16 protein-coding genes are annotated in these 18,238 nt (G+C 54.4%); 10 read left to right on the top strand and 6 right to left on the bottom strand.

Annotated elements, in window-relative coordinates; genetic code table 11:
* Nucleotides 1–366, top strand: a 366-nt coding sequence (locus WBC85_RS11120) for an AraC family transcriptional regulator (protein ID WP_424436780.1), incomplete at its 5' end; no start/stop codon positions are given.
* Here WBC85_RS11120 and WBC85_RS11115 read toward each other — a convergent pair.
* From WBC85_RS11115 to WBC85_RS11105, 3 genes are read right to left on the bottom strand one after another with little or no spacing between them, the layout of a single operon-like run.
* Nucleotides 345–941: a LysE family translocator gene (locus WBC85_RS11115; RefSeq protein WP_424436777.1), complete on the bottom strand. Its 597-nt coding sequence runs from the start codon at nt 939–941 to the stop codon at nt 345–347. The two genes, WBC85_RS11120 and WBC85_RS11115, sit on opposite strands and share 22 nt — an antisense overlap.
* 40 nt (nt 942–981) lie before the next feature.
* The gene (locus tag WBC85_RS11110; protein ID WP_424436774.1) at nt 982–2,148 is read right to left on the bottom strand and encodes a cytochrome P450; all 1,167 of its coding nucleotides are present in this window, start codon (nt 2,146–2,148) and stop codon (nt 982–984) included.
* Nucleotides 2,149–2,178: 30 nt separating this feature from the next.
* A complete protein-coding gene (locus tag WBC85_RS11105; RefSeq protein WP_424436771.1) occupies nt 2,179–3,075 on the bottom strand; it encodes a LysR family transcriptional regulator in 897 nt (298 codons plus the stop codon).
* An 83-nt stretch (nt 3,076–3,158) separates the two neighbouring features.
* Here WBC85_RS11105 and WBC85_RS11100 point away from each other — a divergent pair, with 83 nt between their 5' ends.
* The gene (locus WBC85_RS11100) at nt 3,159–3,791 is read left to right on the top strand and encodes a class I SAM-dependent methyltransferase (RefSeq protein WP_424436768.1); all 633 of its coding nucleotides are present in this window, start codon (nt 3,159–3,161) and stop codon (nt 3,789–3,791) included.
* Nucleotides 3,792–3,820: 29 nt separating this feature from the next.
* Here WBC85_RS11100 and WBC85_RS11095 read toward each other — a convergent pair whose 3' ends face one another.
* Both WBC85_RS11095 and WBC85_RS11090 read right to left on the bottom strand, forming a co-directional pair.
* Nucleotides 3,821–4,321: a hypothetical protein gene (locus WBC85_RS11095; protein WP_424436765.1), complete on the bottom strand. Its 501-nt coding sequence runs from the start codon at nt 4,319–4,321 to the stop codon at nt 3,821–3,823.
* 150 nt (nt 4,322–4,471) lie between these two features.
* Nucleotides 4,472–5,863: an aspartate aminotransferase family protein gene (locus WBC85_RS11090; RefSeq protein ID WP_424436762.1), complete on the bottom strand. Its 1,392-nt coding sequence runs from the start codon at nt 5,861–5,863 to the stop codon at nt 4,472–4,474.
* A gap of 395 nt (nt 5,864–6,258) precedes the next feature.
* Between WBC85_RS11090 and WBC85_RS11085 the strand changes: the two genes are divergently transcribed.
* The 3 genes from WBC85_RS11085 (at nt 6,259) to WBC85_RS11075 (ending at nt 9,460) form a co-directional block, all read left to right on the top strand.
* Entirely contained in the window at nt 6,259–7,257 is a 999-nt protein-coding gene (locus tag WBC85_RS11085; RefSeq protein ID WP_424436759.1) for an ABC transporter substrate-binding protein, read from the top strand.
* A gap of 89 nt (nt 7,258–7,346) precedes the next feature.
* Nucleotides 7,347–8,153: an ABC transporter ATP-binding protein gene (locus WBC85_RS11080; protein WP_424436756.1), complete on the top strand. Its 807-nt coding sequence runs from the start codon at nt 7,347–7,349 to the stop codon at nt 8,151–8,153.
* Entirely contained in the window at nt 8,150–9,460 is a 1,311-nt protein-coding gene (locus WBC85_RS11075) for an ABC transporter permease (RefSeq protein ID WP_424436753.1), read from the top strand. Before WBC85_RS11080 ends, WBC85_RS11075 begins: the two co-directional genes overlap by 4 nt.
* A gap of 93 nt (nt 9,461–9,553) precedes the next feature.
* Here the strand turns inward: WBC85_RS11075 and WBC85_RS11070 are convergent, their stop codons facing one another.
* Nucleotides 9,554–10,315 carry an NAD(P)-binding domain-containing protein gene (locus WBC85_RS11070; RefSeq protein WP_424436750.1) on the bottom strand — a complete coding sequence of 254 codons (762 nt, stop codon included), beginning with the start codon at nt 10,313–10,315 and terminating at the stop codon, nt 9,554–9,556.
* 180 nt (nt 10,316–10,495) lie between these two features.
* On the opposite strand from WBC85_RS11070, the gene WBC85_RS11065 reads away from it, so the two are divergent.
* The 5 genes from WBC85_RS11065 to WBC85_RS11045 all read left to right on the top strand — a co-directional run.
* Entirely contained in the window at nt 10,496–11,965 is a 1,470-nt protein-coding gene (locus WBC85_RS11065; RefSeq protein WP_424436747.1) for a PLP-dependent aminotransferase family protein, read from the top strand.
* Between the two features lie 144 nt (nt 11,966–12,109).
* A complete protein-coding gene (gene xsc, locus WBC85_RS11060) occupies nt 12,110–13,888 on the top strand; it encodes a sulfoacetaldehyde acetyltransferase (protein ID WP_424436744.1) in 1,779 nt (592 codons plus the stop codon).
* A gap of 5 nt (nt 13,889–13,893) precedes the next feature.
* On the top strand, nt 13,894–14,946 hold the full coding sequence (gene pta / locus WBC85_RS11055; protein ID WP_424436741.1) for a phosphate acetyltransferase: 1,053 nt from the start codon (nt 13,894–13,896) through the stop codon (nt 14,944–14,946).
* Nucleotides 14,943–15,695, top strand: a complete 753-nt coding sequence (locus WBC85_RS11050) for a TSUP family transporter (RefSeq protein ID WP_424436737.1) — start codon at nt 14,943–14,945, stop codon at nt 15,693–15,695. Before pta ends, WBC85_RS11050 begins: the two co-directional genes overlap by 4 nt.
* Before the next feature lie 63 nt (nt 15,696–15,758).
* Nucleotides 15,759–18,238 (top strand): molybdopterin-dependent oxidoreductase (locus WBC85_RS11045; RefSeq protein WP_424436734.1); only part of this gene is annotated, 2,480 nt, incomplete at its 3' end.

Below are 18,238 nucleotides of genomic sequence, written 5' to 3'. Positions count from 1 at the left end.
GCTCGCAACTTATGGCCTCAGGCGCGCGGCATGGTTGCTGTCTATCATGATGATCCGAACACAGTTGCGGCGGACGAGCTGCGCTCGCATGCGGGCGTCGAAGTGGGCCCCGATTTCAAAATGCCAGAGGGACTGGAAGAGGTGACGATCAAAAGCGGTGAAACTGCCGTTCTGGTGTTCAAAGGGGCCTATATGGGGCTGCAACAGGCCTATGACTGGCTTTATGGGCAATGGTTGCCCAACTCTGGCCGCGTGCCCGCCGATGCACCCAGCTATGAAGCCTATCTAAACTCGCCCATGGATACGGCGCCTGATGATTTGTTGACCGAAATTTGTGTGCCGCTTCAGGTCAAAAAGACAGGATAAAGAGAAGCGACAAGCAGCGCCGCCATCGTCCAATTGAACGCATGCAGGCGGGCGGCGCTGGTAAGGAAGCGTGCCATTTGTTGGCCCATCAATGTCCACGAAGAAACGCAGGGCAAATTCACCAGACCAAAGGCCAAGGCGACAATTAAAACAGATCCGGTGCTTTGGTCTGGCATGTAAACCGAGATAGCCGTCAACGCCATCGTCCAGGCTTTGGGATTCACCCATTGGAACAAAGCCGCCTGCATGAAAGTGAGCGGTTTTGCGTCATGGTCTATCACGCCTTCGGGCGGTGCGGAGTTGGCGACTTTCCACGCGAGCCAGAGCAGATAGATCACGCTGACAATCTTCAAAATGATATGCAGGACCGGATAAGCATCGAAGATCTGCGCAAGGCCCAGCCCGAACAAAATAATCATCACCGTAAAGCCAATGCCGATGCCCAGCATATGTGGGATCGAGCGACGAAATCCAAAGTTTGCACCAGAGGCCATAAGCATCAGGTTATTTGGCCCCGGAGTTACCGAAGATACGAATGCAAACAGAAGCAAGCCAAGCAGTAGGTCATAGGTCATGCCATATCGCTAAAGCAGATCTACGCCCGTTCAAACCGAATTATTGTACCAACCATTTGGCGTGAACTGCGAGCGGGCCGCGAAATGCCCATCCGCCGTATGTGACAGGCGCGGTTAATTCAATATTCTTGAAGCGTTCAAAGAACATCGGCAAAGCGACCTCGGCAATCAAGCTGCGCGATGCCCACGCGCCTGCGCAAAAATGCGGGCCCGCGCCAAAGGAAATCGCCGGGCCGTTGTCGCGGGTGATATCAAAGCGCTCCGGGTGCTTGAAAATCGCCTCGTCGCGGTTTGCGGAACCAAACATCAGAAATGCGCGATCTTCAGGCTCGAAGGTGACGCCTTCAATTGTATCCTGCTTGGCGATACGGCGCGGCGACATGCCGATGGGTGACATCCAACGTGCATATTCTTCAAAGACGGCCAGCCAGCTGACGTCACCATTTAGCGCCATTTGCAACTGATCGGGATGTTCCAAGAGCGTCGCAATCGCGCCGGAAATTGCATCACGCGGCTCGTTCTGACCACCAGAAATAGCAAGCTTGATGTTGGCGCGTATCTGCGGCATTGGCATCCCCGCTTTCATCGAAACGGCCAACAAAGATAGGTCCGGATGAGCGGTAAGCGGCGCGATCCGTTCATCAATGTGCCTATCAATGGAGGCAGTGCAGTCGTTACAATTGGCCTCAACTGCTGGCACACCTGCGAAATTCGAACAGCCGTCAATCATGCCTTGGCTCACACGGTCCATCTCTGCGAAGTGCATATTGGTCAAACCGGTGATCGAACGCAGGGCGTGCGCGGAAACCGGCATTGCGAAATCACGGACCAGATCACCCTGCCCTTTTGCAGATATTTCATCCAGGACGCCGCGCGTGGCTTCTTCAAACTGTGCTTTCCAGACATCGCGGACTGTTCGCGGCGACACGGTAGGAAAGATCGCTTTGCGCTCGGCCATATGCGCATCACCGTCTTTGCGCATCATGTTCTCGCCCATCAGTTTGCTCATTAACCCGCCCGGTTGAAGCGAGCTGAAGACATCTATGCGTTTTTCCTGACGAAAGATTTCATCCCGCCTGGTGAGCAGCGTTGCATCAAGTTCGGGAACATAGGCGATCGGCACCTCTTTACGCATGCGCGCAAGATCATCGTAAGGGTCGGACCAAAAAGCGGCAAGATCTATATGATATGTGGGTGCATTTGACATAGCATACGTTGCGACGTGCCTGTTGAATGGTCAAGCCATCCGCTTCGGCAATTCTTCAGCAAGCATGTCATACACCAAACGAATTTTACGCGACGTGTGCAGCTCTCGATGCGCCACAAGCCATGTCGGGAACATAATTGGTTCGCTATCGGGCAATACCACCTCGATATCTGGCGAGGCTTTGGCAACATCAACAGACATCGGGCAAATGCCCAAGCCCTGCTTAACCATTTCCCAAGCGACCAAGCCGTTCGCGGAACCCAGCTTGAAATGGCCCGCAGTTAACTCGAGTCCGATTTGTGAAAAATAGGCGAGCATCTGGGCCGTGTCACCGAAGCCTATGAAATCATGCGCAATCAGGTCAGCCTTGGTCTTTGGACGGCCATGCTTATCAAGATAGGCCTTGGATGCATAGAAACGTCCGCTGGAATTGTGGATCATCCGCGCGATGAGATCAGGTTGATCCGGCCGCGCGTTGCGGACCGCAATATCGGCCTCGCGCTGGACCAGATCGCTAATGTCATTGGTCGCGACGATATCAATTTCAATCTTCGGGGCAACGCTGCGCAGTTTGTGAAGGATCGGGGGTAAAAGATAAGCGGCAAACAGATCAGATGCTGTGATACGTACCATGCCTTCAATACCTTGAGACTGCCCTGAAGCGAGCAACGAAATTCTGCCCGCGGCCTCTGCCATCGCGCGCACGTGTTGCGCTAGTTCGCGGCCAGCCTGCGTAACCTGCAACGCGCGACCAGAGCGTTCAAACAGGGTGACGTTCAACTCTTCCTCGAACGCAGCGATTTGTCGGCCAATGGTTGGTTGCGTCTGCTTCAAGACACGCGCGGCTGAAGACAGTGAACCTTCCTCGACAACGGCCAAGAAGGCACGTGCGCGGGTCCAGTCAAATGAGATGGCGTTCCAATTCATGCATTATTGCATAACAGAAAGTCAGAATTCGGCAATTCCCGATGATATTCGCATGCGTTAAGTGTCACGCAAAGGAGATCAACATGATTAATGAAGCCACATTCTGGGACAAAGTCTCCGAGAAATACGCACGCGATCCGATCAAGGATATGGACGCTTATACCTACACGCGTGAGCGCACGCGCAGCTATCTCAAACACGAAGACACCGTTTTGGAAATCGGCTGTGGTACGGGATCAACCGCGCTGGAACTCGCGGATGCGGTCGGTGCCTATCACGGCACAGACATTTCACCCAATATGATTAAGATTGCGCGCAGAAAGGTAGCGGCGAGCAGTATCGCCAACCTCAGCTTTGAAGCGCATCCCGCACTGGAAGGCATTCACGCACACGAAGGGCTTGATGCGGTTCTCGCCTTCAACTTGCTGCATCTGCTGCGCGATATTCCCGCGACGCTCAAAGCGGCGCACGCTGCGCTACGTCCTGGCGGACTGCTTATTACCAAGACCGCTTGCCTGAAGTCAGCCAGCTTCAAGTACCAATTGATGTTCAAGGTAATCCCCTTGGCACAGATGCTAGGCAAAGCACCATTCGTCCAGTTTTTCACTGAACAGGCGTATGATTCAATGATCGAAGCCGCTGGTTTTGAAATCATAGAAAGCGGCAATCATCCGGTTAATCCACCAGCAAGATATGTCGTGGCACGCAAGCGTTGATTAAACACCCAATGCCTTGCCCGGAGCGCCTAGGATAAACTACGACGCGCAGCAGCCAGCAGGATCCGGGCGTAGAGCTTGTGAAACCCCAACAGAGCGCGAAATCCCAAGCTCATTTTTGGCGTGCCATCCCTGTCCTTTGCCGACGGCAGGATAGCACTGCCAAAATACAGCTTCGTTCCAGTTGCAGTGTTGGCGCGCATCAACCAAGTTCGGATCGGACCATCGCCAACCGCGAGCAGTAACTGATCCGCGCTACGTTCAACGACATGCCAAGCAGCGAGCCGGTCCGATGCACCCGCCGCCAGCGCACGCACCTGAGCTATGCTTGATGGTTTGCGCAGTGTGACAGCAAGGATCTTGCGCTCAAGGCGGAACACCCAGGTGTCAAAGAACGCGATGGCGAAATTCTCCAGATCAACGGGTTCTTCGATATCCGTAGTGAAGCAATCCGTATATGCCCCCGCGTCATTAAGATATCGTGCAAGGAATGCGGTTTCAGGGAGAGGCACTTGAATGATTGAGGGCATCGGCAAATCCGTTGATCCAGAAACATACGCTAACGTATGCTAGAACAATTCTATCGTCAAAGCAAACTTGCTTGCCTGTACCATTATGCCTCAACGAAAAACGCCGCCGAAGTTTCCTTCGACGGCGCTCGCATTTCTATTTGATGCTGCTTAACCGCAGACACGGCCCAGCGCATGATCGACTGCGTCGGTGATGCGATCAATATCATCTGCCGTCGCAATCAATGCAGGCGAGAAGCACAGCGTGTTGTTCTTGCCGGGAATTGAACGGTTGGTCGCACCGATAATCACGCCCTGCTGGTTACAATCCGCAACGATTGCACCAACCGTCTTTTCATCCAGCGGCGCTTTGCTTGCGCGATCAGATACCAGCTCTGCGCCGCAGAACAGGCCCTTGCCGCGCACGTCACCGATAACTGCATGCTTTTCAGCCAGCGCATTAAGGTTGGCGATCATACGCGCACCCATGTCCAACGTGTTTTGCAGAAGGTTCTCTTCTTCGATGATTTTCATATTCTCGATTGCTGCCGCAGGGCCCGCCGTGCAGCCACCAAAGGTGGAAATATCGCGGAAGTAGTTCATTGGGTCAGAGCTGTCGTCCTTGAACATATCGAAAACATCTTCGGTCGTAACGCAGCATGAAATCGCCGCATAGCCAGAGGCGACACCCTTTGCCATAGTTACGATGTCAGGCTTGATTCCGTAGTTCTGATAGCCGAACCAAGTGCCTGTTCGACCCACACCGCAGACGACTTCGTCGATGTGAAGTAAAATGTCATACTTCTTACAGATTTCCTGAACACGCTCCCAATAGCCTTCTGGCGGGGTGATTACGCCGCCACCCGCCGTAACAGGCTCAAGGCAAAGCGCACCGACGGTGTCAGCACCTTCACGAAGAATAACTTCCTCGATCTGGTTTGCGGCCCAGACGCCGTAGTTTTCCTCTGGCGCACCGTCCTGTTCATGCTTGCGATATTCCAGGCAATGCGGGACGCGGACGAAACCTGGCGCAAAAGGGCCATACTGCGCGTTGCGCTCGTCTTGGCCACCCGCTGACATCGTTGCCAATGTACCGCCATGATAATCGCGGTCGCGATAAAGGATCTTGTGCTTCTTGCCACCATAGCGCTTGTGGGCGATCTGGCGAACGATCTTGAAGCCCTTCTCGTTGGCTTCAGAACCTGAGTTTGCGTAATACACACGCGTCATGCCTGGCATCTTCGCAATCAACTGTTCCGCAAAGATAGCGCCTGGGATTGAGCCGACTGTGCCGCCAAAGAAGTTCATTTTCAGAATTTGATCGCGCACCGCGTTTGCAATGCTTTCGCGGCCGTAGCCAACGTTGACGGTCCAAACGCCGCCCGACACAGCATCCATGTGCTCTTTGCCATGTTGGTCCCAAACCAGCATGCCTTTGCCTTCAATAATAATGCGTGGCTCGCCCGTTTCAAAAGCCTTGTGTTGCACCAAGTGATGCCAAACATGTGCGCGATCCGCATCGACCACTTTGCTGTAATCGTTGTCCTTAAAAGTACCGTCCATCGCCATTTTCCTAATTGGGCTGGCACCGGTGAAAACGGCGCGCAGGAACACCCCTTTGAACGCGGGGCTTGATGTCATCACTTCATATGCAAATCCGAGTCTCGAATAGGGCCAGTTGGTCGCACTCTTTATATCCAAAATAAACGACAAATTGCCCAAAGCCTAACCACATCATCGGCATGCCGCTGGATTCCATGCTGTTTTTCGAGATTGTGAGTTGCTTGATCCCTGCAAAAATGGCTTGCTGCACAACGGGCGTTGTAAAAACGAATTGCAATGCACAGCGATTTGCGCTGCTCTGCGCAAAGCAAGGAACATGCGACACGTATGTTTTCAACGAAAACGGCAAAATGCCGGACTATCGTGCCCAAGGGCACGCAATTGGGAGAAACTAAATGACACTTAAAACAAAACTGATGAGCGCTGTTGCTGGCGTTGCAATGCTTTCGGGCGCGCAGGCGATGGCAGACGGCCACGGTGAAATTACAGTTGGATACTTTCTAGAGTGGCCAATGCCATTCCAGTTCGCAAAAGCGGAAGGTATGTACGACGAAGCCCTTGGCATGAAAGTGAACTGGGTCGCATTCGATACAGGTACAGCAATGTCCGCAGCAATGGCATCCGGCGACGTTCAGCTGTCCGTATCTCAAGGCATCCCACCGTTCGTTGTTGCAACGTCTGCTGGTCAAGACCTTCAGGTTGTCGACGTTGCGGTTTCCTATGCTGACAACGACAACTGCGTCGTTGCTGCAGCCCTTGAAATCGACAAGGACTCTGCTGGCGAATTGGCAGGCAAGAAAGTTGCTGTTCCACTCGGCACAGCGGCGCACTACGGTTTCTTGAAGCAGATGGCACACTTTGGTGTTGACGTTGCAGGTCTGACAGTTGTGGACATGGCACCAGCAGAAGGCCAAGCGGCTTTGGCGCAGGGCGCAGTCGATATGGCTTGTGGTTGGGGCGGTGCGCTCAAGCGTATGAAAGAATCCGGCAACATCCTTCTGACAGGTGCAGAAAAGATGGAACTGGGCATTCTGGTATTTGATGCGACAACTGGCCCATCATCCTACATTGCAGAAAACAGCGATACAGTTGCGAAGTTCCTGAAAGTCACTGCAGACGCAAATGCAATGTGGGCTGACGAAGCAATGCAGTCCAAGATGCTTCCTGTGATCGCAAAAGACGCGGGTATGTCCGAAGCGGAAGCGGCCTCCAGCCTGTCAACCTTCGAGTTCCCCGACGTCTCTGCTCAGCTTAGCGATGCATGGCTCGGCGGCACGGCGCAGGAGTTCATGAAAGGCGTTGCAGACGTCTTCGTTGCGGCTGGCTCTATCGACGCGGCAAAAGCATCTTATGCTGACAACGTGAACACTGGGCCACTTAACGCCATCAAGTAAGTCGTAAGTAATGCGAGGCGAGTGCTATCATGGCGCTCGCCTTCATTTTTCTTGAATTTTCCGCTCCTACCGGGAGCAGAGAGGATCAGATGTCTGGACTCCAAATAGACAACATATCGATGCGATTTGGGTTGCCCAATGGCGGGCATGTACAAGCGCTGCAAAATGTCTCCCTAGATATTAAATCAGGCGAATTGATGAGCGTGCTTGGGCCGTCAGGTTGCGGCAAGACTACGCTGCTGAATATCGTCGCCGGTTTTCTTGCCCCTACCGAGGGCAACATCATTTTGAACGACAAGAAGGTCGTTGGACCCAGCGCCGATCGCGGCATGGTGTTCCAGCAAGGCGCTTTGTTTGAATGGATGACGGTTCGCGAGAACGTGAGCTTTGGCCCCGATATGAAGGGTGTCAGCCGCGCGGAAAGCAAAGAGAACGTTGAGCATTTGCTTGAGGTTGTTGGCCTTGCGGACTTCAAAGAAAAGGCAATTTACGAATTGTCCGGCGGCATGCAGCAACGTGTTGCGCTTGCCCGCTGCCTTGCCAATGATCCCGACGTGATTTTGATGGACGAACCGCTTGGTGCGCTTGATGCATTGACGCGAGAAAAGATGCAGGGCCTTGTCCTTGATCTGTGGCGCGAGACGGGCAAAACGATCATTCTGATTACCCACTCCGTTGAAGAGGCGCTACTTTTGGGTGAACGTCTTCTCGTTATGGCACCCCGCCCTGGCCGCGTTCACAAAGAATACCGTTTGCCTTTCGCGGATCTTGGCGTTGGCAATGACCTGCGCGAAGTGAAAAAGCATAAAGACTATGCAGGCACACGCGAAGAGATTCTAGAAATGATCTGGAGCATGGAAGAAGAAATCATGGGCCGGACGGAGGAATCAGCATGAGCGGACTTCTGATATTTGTACTCTACCTTGTTGCCTTCTTCGGCAGCTACACGATCCTGTCGCGCTTGCTAACCAAGTACTTCCAGCGCGAAGGATTCAACTCACTTAAGACCGTAACATTCGGCGATGAAAGCGCGGTGAAGGCCAATCGCATCGCCTCGGTCATCTCAATCCTTACAGTCTTCTGGCTTTGGGTCGCCTTTACCAATTCGGCGATCCCGCTGCCTAAATTGCCTGGACCGTTTCAGGGCGATGCGACGTTCACCTATACGGCGACGCTTGCAGATGGCACCAGCGATGATGCAACGGTCACTGTGCGTGTTTATCGCGAGGACATTCAGCAAACGCTCGATGCGGATGGCAATCCGGGACGCGAACCTGACGCGGCGGTCGTTGAACCCGGCGATGGTTTTGCAAAGAACGACACGCTCACAGCTGCGCGTTACAGCTTTAAGGTGGTGAACGTCTGGGGCAATGACGAGAAGTCCAAGAAAGACGGTTCCAAAGTTACGGCGATCAATGGCATGGCAATTGCGCCAGGCGAGAAAATCAAGATCGCCGAGGGCACAGTTGGCCTGACTGACAAAGGCACGCCGACCTTCGAGCCTGCGAAAGGCCTGCGTATGGCGCGTTTGTATTTGCCAGCACCCGAGATCGTTCTGGAGCGTTTCATTCGTTTGAACAAAGAGGGTTATCAGGACTTCACGCTGTGGCAGCACACGTGGAAATCTGTTTCACGGGTTCTTTGGGGTTTCTTGCTTGGCTCGCTTGTCGGCATCCCGCTGGGTTATGCAATGGGGTTGACCAATTGGTCGCGCGGTTGGTTTGATCCAATCGTTGAATTCATGCGCCCTGTTCCGCCACTTGCCTTGATCCCGTTGATGATTATTTGGTTCGGCATTGGCGAAACCTCCAAGGTTATCCTGCTATTCCTTGCTGCGCTTTGGATCATGATTATCGCCGCGCGCTCTGGCGTGTCCGGCGTTGCGATTGCCAAAGTCCATGCCGCCTACTCGCTTGGCGCAAATAAATGGCAAATCCTGACCAAGGTGATTGTACCGAACTCGCTGCCTGAAATCTTTACGGGCGCACGCGTTGCGATGGGGGTTTGCTGGGGTACAGTTGTTGCGGCCGAACTTGTCGCGGCCGAAGTCGGCCTAGGCAAAATGATCGTTGTCGCATCCAAGTTCCAGCTGACTGATATCGTTCTCGTCGGCATCATCCTGATTGGGGTGATCGGCTTCCTGATCGACGTCGGCGTCCGTGCTTTGGAAGCATGGCTCGTACCTTGGAAGGGAAAGGTTTAACCCTTTCTCAAAAATTATCAGGGGCGGAACCAAAAATTCCGCCCCTTTTCATTTCAGACACTTCAAACCTGTGCACCGCTGCGAATAAGTGGCTTATGACGGCCCTTTCATCCGCGCACTCAGGCTTTTCAGAACATCCCTGATCGTGTCGCGTGTGTTCGCCGTCTCCATTGCGTCGACGACCGCGCGGTTCAGTGTATTGGGCGAAGCCAGTCCTGAACGTGCTTCCAGAATACGGGCCTTACCATCCTTTGGAACATCGCGAAGAAACCCTGCAAGCAATGAGGCAAAGTACATATCTGCTCCCGCCTCATTGCCAGTTTGATCGGCAAGCCAGTCTGCCCCGTCCTTCATCACCGTAAGTACCGCAGAAAGCGTTGCAGAGGCGGCGAAGTGATCCGCCATGTTGGACTCATTTTCGAAAGATATTACCGGGTTCTCGGGCGCGAAGAGTGTGCTCACAGGTTCCGGTTTTGGAAAAACAGGCAAAGGGCAGCCGCCACGTTCAAGAAACCCGATCGGGACCGTGATAGAAATATCCTGTGCGGGCGTTACTGCCTCTTCAAGCGCGGCGTAGGGGACATTTGCCATAACAGAAATGATCTGTTGATCGGCGCGAAACGTCAAATCGGCGACAACAGGTTGCCAGATCGCAGGGCGCAAACAGAGGAAAACGATGTCCGAGCCATCTACGACGGCTTGGTTCGCTAAGACCTGCGCATTGCATGTCGCTGCAAGTTCTGCGGCGACGCTGACATTTCGCTCTGACACGAGCACGTCGTGTCCCTTGCCTGCCAGAAACCGTACCATTGGCGCAGCAATATGCCCTGTGCCCAAAAAACCTATCCGTTTCATAACTTTGCACCCACCTGATTTTGCAATTTCAAATAGCCTCGCCTCGTTGATTTGTCTGCGATGACTACGGCGCAGATGTTCAGTTCACCTGATGACAGCTGGATTGTCAAAAGCGCCAGCACGCGCACGTCCATCATAAGGCCAGTTGCATTTCCGAGTAAGACCAGACAAACCTAAGGCATGGCCATATCCATCGATACATTCTTTCTTAACCCCGACGCGCAGGGCACATTGCAAGCGCAGATCCAACAGATTATCGCGCAGGGCATCCTTGCAGGACGATACAAGAAGGGTGAGAAACTACCCTCATCGCGGAAACTTGCGCTGCATCTCGGGGTGAGCCGGATCACGGTGACGCTTGCCTATACAGAGCTTTTGGCCAACGACTACCTAACCAGCCGCGGGCGATCTGGTTATTATGTATCTAACAGCGCGCCCGAGCCGCCGGATTTCGAAACGCCGTTACGGCGGGAAGATTCCGTTGATTGGACCCGCGCAATTGGCCAGAAATTTACTGGCGGCTCAACCCCCGCCAAGCCAGCAAATTGGGCGAGCTATCGCTATCCGTTTATCTATGGGCAGGTCGATCAAACCCTGTTCGATCACGCCAACTGGAGGCTGTGCGCGCTGCAAGCACTGGGCGCGCGCAACTTCTCTGCGCTTACTGCTGATTACTACGATCAGGATGACCCGCAGTTGATCGAATTCATTCTACGCCATACCTTGCTACGCCGTGGTATCGTCGCGCGACCCGAAGAAGTCCTTATTACCCTCGGTGCACAAAACGCGCTTTGGCTGACGGCGCAGGTGCTTCTGACCCAGCGCCGCACAGCGGCCATCGAGGATCCTTGCTATCACGCGCTGCGCGATATTCTCATGCAATCGCGCTGTCACCTCACGCAAGTGCCCGTGGATCACGACGGACTGCAACCCGATCTGATCGAGGACGGCACCGACGTTATATTTGCCACGCCAAGCCATCAATGCCCAACCTCTGCGACAATGCCACACGAGCGGCGCAAAGCCCTGCTCGCCCGCGCGAAAGAGCTTGATGCGGTCATAGTTGAGGACGACTACGAATTCGAGATGTCCTTCCTGAATGCGCCGCTGCCCGCGCTGAAGTCACTGGATACTGAGGGCCGCGTTATTTATGTCGGCAGCTTCTCGAAGTCTTTATTCCCGGGACTTAGGCTTGGCTATCTTGTCGGTTCAGAACCGTTCATCCGCGAAGCGCGCGCCCTCAGGGCATCGGTATTGCGCCACCCGCCCGGTCATATCCAGCGCACGGCGGCCTATTTCCTGTCGCTTGGGCACTACGATGCGCTGGTACGCAAGATGGGGAAGGTCTTCAAACAGCGGCGCGATGTAATGGAAAAATCGATCAACGAACATCAACTTGAAATCGCCGGGCGCGGCGTATTTGGCGGCTCCAGTTTCTGGATGCGCGCGCCAGATGGTGTCAACGCGCAAGAGCTTGCCGACCAGCTTCGCGAAAGACAGGTCTTGATCGAGCCGGGGCACTCGTTTTTCCGCCAAGATGCCATTCAAGATAACTTTTATCGGCTCGCATATTCCTCTATTCCAAGCGAGCGCATTCCGGAGGGCGTTGCGCGCATTTCCGAACAAATTCATAAATTGGCCGGGCATTGAACCTAATTGGCGGTTTATTCTGGACCTACTCCAGCATGGCAACTGGCCCTAACTGGAATCTCTCCCACTTCGTAAAGATAGATCAATTCGCCTGCCCTAAGTGCGGGCGCTTTTTATTCCATATGATAGTCTAGGAGCGCATCCATGAAGATGACCACCGAAGAGGCCTTTGTTAAGGTTCTGCAACGCCACGGGATCGAGCATGCATTTGGCATCATCGGGTCGGCCATGATGCCGATTTCTGATATTTTCCCGAAAGCGGGAATCAAGTTCTGGGACTGCGCCCATGAAGGCAGCGCCGGCATGATGGCGGACGGCTATACGCGCGCGACAGGTAAGATGAGCATGATGATTGCCCAGAACGGCCCGGGCATCACCAACTTTGTGACTGCAGTTAAAACAGCGTATTGGAACCACACGCCACTGTTGCTTGTAACACCTCAGGCCGCAAACAAGACGATCGGTCAGGGTGGCTTCCAAGAAGTCGAGCAGATGAAGCTCTTCGAAGACATGGTCGCTTACCAAGAAGAGGTCCGTGACCCATCCCGCGTTGTTGAAGTTCTGACCCGGGTCATCGCTCAGGCGAAACGCCTGTCGGGCCCTGCGCAGCTCAATATTCCGCGCGATATGTGGACCCAAGTGATCGACACCGAGATCGTTGACCCAATCGAATTCGAAGCCTCCTCGGGTGGCACAAACTCTGTTGCAGAAGCCGCTGCGCTTTTGTCCTCTGCCAAGAACCCCGTTATCCTAAACGGTGCAGGCGTTGTTCTGTCCAAGGGCGGCATCGAAGCGTCTAAAGTTCTAGCAGAGCGTCTGACTGCCCCGGTTTGTGTTGGCTATCAGCACAACGATGCTTTCCCTGGCAATCATCCGCTTTATGCAGGTCCTTTGGGTTACAACGGCTCTAAGGCCGGCATGGAATTAATCAAAGAGGCGGACGTTGTTCTTTGCCTTGGCACACGTCTGAACCCGTTTTCCACGCTGCCCGGCTACGGCATGGAGTATTGGCCAACAAATGCGAAGATCATTCAGGTTGATATCAACCCTGACCGCATTGGTCTGACCAAGAAAGTAACCGTTGGTATCGTTGGTGACGCCGCACGCGTTGCAGAAGGTATCTTGGCGCAACTGTCTGATGATGCGGGCGACGCAGGCCGTGATGCACGCAAAGCGAACATCGCGCAGGTGAAATCTTCATGGGCACAGGAACTCACATCCCTGACACATGAAAACGACGATCCCGGCACCGACTGGAACGTGCGCGCGCGTGCGGCCAAGCCTGACTGGATGTCCCCGCGCATGGCATGGCGCGCAATCCAGTCCGCGCTGCCTGCGAATGCGATCATTTCTTCTGACATCGGCAACAACTGCGCAATCGGTAACGCTTACCCATCCTTTGACGAAGGTCGCAAGTATCTTGCGCCGGGTCTGTTTGGTCCTTGTGGCTACGGCCTGCCAGCGGTTGCCGGTGCAAAGATCGGCTGCCCCGATGTGCCGGTCGTTGGTTTCTCAGGCGACGGTGCATTCGGCATCGCGGTGAACGAGCTAACGGCGATCGGCCGCGGCGATTGGCCTGCAATGACGCAGGTTGTGTTCCGCAACTATCAGTGGGGCGCGGAAAAGCGTAACTCCACACTTTGGTTCGACGATAACTTCGTTGGCACAGAGCTGGACGAGCAAGTCTCCTACGCTGGCATCGCGCAGGCATGTGGTCTGAAAGGCGTCGTTGCTCGCACAATGGATGAGCTGACAGACGCCCTGAACCAAGCGATCAAGGATCAAATGGAAAATGGGATCACGACACTGATCGAAGCGATGATAAACCAGGAACTTGGCGATCCGTTCCGCCGCGACGCGATGAAAAAGCCTGTTGTTGTGGCTGGTATCGACGCGAACGATATGGTCGAGCAGACGGTATAAAACTTATGTCTAGCAAAACGAACCCATCCGCTTTGCTAGACAAAGCAAACCAGCTCCCGCCGCTTGCGTCTTTGATGACGCGGGCGGCGGCGGCCCCTAAATCGATCGCTTTCGCTGAAGGCAGTGATCCGCGGATTGTTGAAGCGGCAGTTGCTGCTTTGAACGCGGGAATTATTAGACAAGCGCATCTTGTTGGGTCTCAAGCAGAAGTTGAGGCCACGCTGGGGGCGTTTGAAATATTGGATGCGACTGGTGTTGAAATCCACGACCCCGAAAATTCCAGAATTTTCGGCACGCTCGCTGAACGTTTTGTAGAACTGCGCGCGCACAAACATCTATCTTTAGAATTAGCGAAAAAGGCGACGCTTGATCCTCTGGTCTTCGCGGCTTTGCTGGTTGAAACAGGTCGCGCTGATGGCTCTATCGGCGGTGCAGTCGCGACAACGTCCGACACGGTTCGCGCCGCCTTGCAAGTGATTGGCAAAGCCAAGTCTGAGCCGCTGGTATCGTCCTTCTTCTTGATGATTTTGCCTGAGAACCATCCGCTTGATCGCGCGGCTATGGTGTTTTCCGATTGCGGCATGGTGATTGAACCTGATGCGCAAGAACTTGCAGGCATTGCGTCGCAAGCAGCTGATAGTTTCGCGGCTTTGGTCGGTACAGAGCCTAAGCTTGGAATGTTGTCCTTCTCAACGCATGGTTCTGCCAAACATGAGCGCGTGACGAAGGTTGTTGAGGCGACTGCAGCATTAAAAGCTGCACGCCCTGATTTGATTGTGGATGGTGAGTTGCAGCTTGATGCAGCGATTGTCCCTGCCGTTGCTGCGTCCAAAGCACCGACGGGCGCATTGCATGGTGGCGCGAACGTGTTGATCTTCCCGAACCTTGATGCAGGTAATATCGGCTACAAACTTGCGCAGCGTTTTGGTGGTGCGATTGCGATTGGGCCTGTTTTGCAGGGGCTTGCCAAGCCAGCAAATGATCTGTCACGCGGATGTAGTGCAGGTGATGTGCTGGCGATGATTGCTGTAACGGCCCTTCAAGCAGAGACTGTATGACAGAGCTGCTCGGCCTCACCAATAACGAGATAATCATACTGGCGGTGATCTGCTTTGGTGCGGGTGTCGTTCGAGGGTTTTCGGGTTTCGCCTTGTCCGCGTTGGTCATGGCTAGCGCTGCGCTCATCCTCCCGCCCGTTCAGCTTATCCCGATTTGCTGGTGGTTGGAGCTCGCTGCGAGCGTGCTAATGGCGCGCGGCGGCTGGCAAGAAGCGGATCGCAAGATTGTCTGGGGATTGGTGATCATGTCAGCTGTGGGCACACCAATCGGGCTTGCGCTGACGACAAGTATTGATGTGGACACATCTAAACTCATCGCACTTTGTTTGATCATCGCGCTGGCCGCGTTGTTGCTGGCGCGCATTCGCATTCCGGGGCTTGAAACCCGCGCGGGGCTTTATGTTTCTGGCCTTTTGGCAGGCATCGTCACAGGTCTTTCTAGTGTCGGCGGTATGATGATCGCGGTTTATGTTTTATCCAGCGACGCGCCTGCCCGCAAAATGCGTGCAGCTTTGGCGTTGTTCCTGTTTCTCGGCTCCGCAACATCGCTGATCTGGCAATTCTGGTTTGAGGTGATGAACCTACAAGCCATTTGGCGTGGTCTCGTCTTTTCCATCCCGGCCATCGCAGGCGTTTGGGCTGGTATGAAGTTGTTTACCCCTCGCTTTGAGCCCTATTATCGCCCGTTCTGTCTGACGCTGCTGTGTGGCTTGTCAGCCTTCGGCCTTTTGCGGTTGAGCTTGTCATGATGACCCAGTTCAATCACACTCAAATTCGCACCCATCCCGCCCTTTGCAAAGAAGATATCTGACATGCCCAAAGACCAAACCATTCTGGACCTGTCGCCACACGTCTCTGACGAAGTGCGCAAAACAACTTGCTATATGTGTGCGTGTCGTTGCGGCATCAACGTGCATATGAAAGAGGGTAAGGTTGCCTATATCGAAGGCAACCGCGACCATCCTGTAAACAAAGGTGTTCTCTGCGCAAAAGGGTCCGCCGGCATTATGCAGGTAAACGCGCCGTCGCGTCTAAAGGCACCATTGAAACGGGTTGGGCCGCGCGGCTCGGGTGAATTTGAAGAAATTTCATGGGAAGAGGCGCTGACGATCGCCACCGACTGGCTTGCGCCGATCCGCGCCGAGAACCCTGAAAAACTGGCCTTCTTCACAGGGCGCGACCAATCACAGTCTTTCACCAGCTTCTGGGCACAGCATTTCGGTACGCCAAACTATGCCGCCCACGGTGGCTTTTGTTCGGTCAATATGGCGGCAGCTGGCATCTACACCATGGGCGGCGCGTTCTGGGAGTTCGGCCAGCCCGACTGGGACTACACCAAGCTGTTCATGATTTTCGGCGTCGCGGAAGATCATGATAGCAACCCGATCAAAATGGGCATCGGCAAGATCAAGGAACGCGGAGCCAAGATCATTGGGGTGAACCCGATCCGCTCTGGCTATAACGCAGTCGCCGACGAATGGGTCGGGATCACGCCCGGCACTGACGGGTTGTTCATCCTCGCACTTGTGCATGAGCTGATGAAGGCCGGTAAGATCGATCTGGAATACCTTGCGCAATACACCAACGCACCTGTTCTTGTGGATAGCAAAACTGGCCTTTTGATGCGCGACGAAGCTGGCAAGGAACTGGTCATTGATCGGGGTACTGGCAAGCTGACGCCGTTTGACCAAAAGGGGGTACGCCCTGATCTGTCTGCAACCTACCGCCATGCTGGCGTGACGCATAAACCCGTTTTCCACATGATGGCCGAGCGTTACCTCTCGCAAGAATACGCCCCCGAAGCCGTCGCAGAGCGTTGTGGAATTTCGGCCGCGCGGATCAAAGGTATCGCGAACGAGATTGCGCGCGTCGCGTTTGAAGAAAGCTTTGAGCTGGATCAGGAATGGACCGACTTCCGCGGAGAGACGCATAAGACCATGACAGGTCGCCCCGTCTCCTTCCACTCCATGCGCGGTATCTCCGCGCATTCCAACGGCTTCCAAACCTGCCGCTCTTTGCATGTCTTGCAAATCCTGCTCGGCACGGTCGAAGTCCCCGGTGGTTTCCGGTTCAAACCGCCCTATCCCAAGCCTGCAACGATCCACCCGAAGCCACATTATGGCGTGACGCCGGGCAAACCGCTCGATGGTCCACACCTTGGTTTTGTGCATGGTCCTGATGATCTGTGCCTCAAGGACGATGGTTCTGCCGCGCGTATCGACAAAGCCTTCACATGGGACAACCCCATGTCCGCGCATGGCATGATGCATATGGTCATTTCCAACGCGCATGCGGGTGATCCTTACAAGATCGACACGCTGTTCATGTATATGGCGAATATGGCTTGGAACAGCTCGATGAACACGCGCGGTGTGATCGACATGCTGACAGATGTGAATGAGGAAACGGGCGAATATGTGATCCCGCGGATCATTTACTCAGATGCCTATTCTTCGGAAATGGTCGCCTATGCGGACCTGATCCTGCCCGACACCACATACCTGGAGCGGCACGACTGTATCTCTCTGCTCGACCGTCCGATCTGCGAAGCAGACGCTGCGGCGGATGCGATCCGCTGGCCTGTGATCGAACCTGACCGCGATGTGCGCGGCTTTCAATCTGTGCTATGTGAACTTGGCGCGCGCCTTGATCTGCCGGGCTTCATCAATGAAGACGGCTCCCAGAAATACGCTGATTACGCCGATTACATCACCAACCACATCCGCAAGCCCGGCATTGGCCCTCTTGCAGGGTGGCGCATGGGCGAAAAAGGTCTGCAAAACGGACGCGGCGATCCCAATGAGGCGCAGCTTGATGCCTATATCGAAAACGGCGGCTTCTTTGTGGAGCATATTCCAAAGGGCGCGAACTACTACAAACCTTGGAACATGGCCTATCAGGAATGGGCCGTTGGCATGGGCATCCTCGACAAGCCTGAACCCTACCTGTTCCAGCTCTACGTCGAACCCATGCGCAAATTCCAACGCGCGGCTGAAGGGCATGGCAAGCGTCAACCACCCGAGCATCTGCGAGAGCGGATCAAGAAAACGATGGACCCGCTGCCGATCTGGTACGCACCCTTTGAGGATAGCGCGGTTGATGTGGATGAATATCCCGTTCACGCCCTCACGCAGCGCCCAATGGCGATGTATCATTCTTGGGGCAGCCAGAACGCGTGGCTTCGTCAAATCCATGGTCACAACCCGCTTTATCTGCCAACTAACCTGATGCAAAAGCATGGACTGAAGGACGAAGACTGGGCAACGGTCTCATCAACGCATGGCTCCATCAC

The organism is Planktotalea sp. (genome assembly GCF_049680325.1).
Classification (GTDB): Bacteria; Pseudomonadota; Alphaproteobacteria; order Rhodobacterales; family Rhodobacteraceae; genus Planktotalea.
The sequence above is the reverse complement of the archived record's forward strand: the minus strand, read 5'-3'. Positions and strand labels throughout refer to the sequence as shown.

Bases quoted from the DNA above. Each gene is read 5' to 3' on its own strand.
- WBC85_RS11115 (WP_424436777.1), bottom strand. From the start codon at position 941: ATGACCTATGACCTACTGCTTGGCTTGCTTCTGTTTGCATTCGTATCT.
- WBC85_RS11110 (WP_424436774.1), bottom strand. From the start codon at position 2,148: ATGTCAAATGCACCCACATATCATATAGATCTTGCCGCTTTTTGGTCC.
- WBC85_RS11105 (WP_424436771.1), bottom strand. From the start codon at position 3,075: ATGAATTGGAACGCCATCTCATTTGACTGGACCCGCGCACGTGCCTTC.
- WBC85_RS11100 (WP_424436768.1), top strand. From the start codon at position 3,159: ATGATTAATGAAGCCACATTCTGGGACAAAGTCTCCGAGAAATACGCA.
- WBC85_RS11095 (WP_424436765.1), bottom strand. From the start codon at position 4,321: ATGCCCTCAATCATTCAAGTGCCTCTCCCTGAAACCGCATTCCTTGCA.
- WBC85_RS11090 (WP_424436762.1), bottom strand. From the start codon at position 5,863: ATGGACGGTACTTTTAAGGACAACGATTACAGCAAAGTGGTCGATGCG.
- WBC85_RS11085 (WP_424436759.1), top strand. From the start codon at position 6,259: ATGACACTTAAAACAAAACTGATGAGCGCTGTTGCTGGCGTTGCAATG.
- WBC85_RS11080 (WP_424436756.1), top strand. From the start codon at position 7,347: ATGTCTGGACTCCAAATAGACAACATATCGATGCGATTTGGGTTGCCC.
- WBC85_RS11075 (WP_424436753.1), top strand. From the start codon at position 8,150: ATGAGCGGACTTCTGATATTTGTACTCTACCTTGTTGCCTTCTTCGGC.
- WBC85_RS11070 (WP_424436750.1), bottom strand. From the start codon at position 10,315: ATGAAACGGATAGGTTTTTTGGGCACAGGGCATATTGCTGCGCCAATG.
- WBC85_RS11065 (WP_424436747.1), top strand. From the start codon at position 10,496: ATGGCCATATCCATCGATACATTCTTTCTTAACCCCGACGCGCAGGGC.
- xsc (WP_424436744.1), top strand. From the start codon at position 12,110: ATGAAGATGACCACCGAAGAGGCCTTTGTTAAGGTTCTGCAACGCCAC.
- pta (WP_424436741.1), top strand. From the start codon at position 13,894: ATGTCTAGCAAAACGAACCCATCCGCTTTGCTAGACAAAGCAAACCAG.
- WBC85_RS11050 (WP_424436737.1), top strand. From the start codon at position 14,943: ATGACAGAGCTGCTCGGCCTCACCAATAACGAGATAATCATACTGGCG.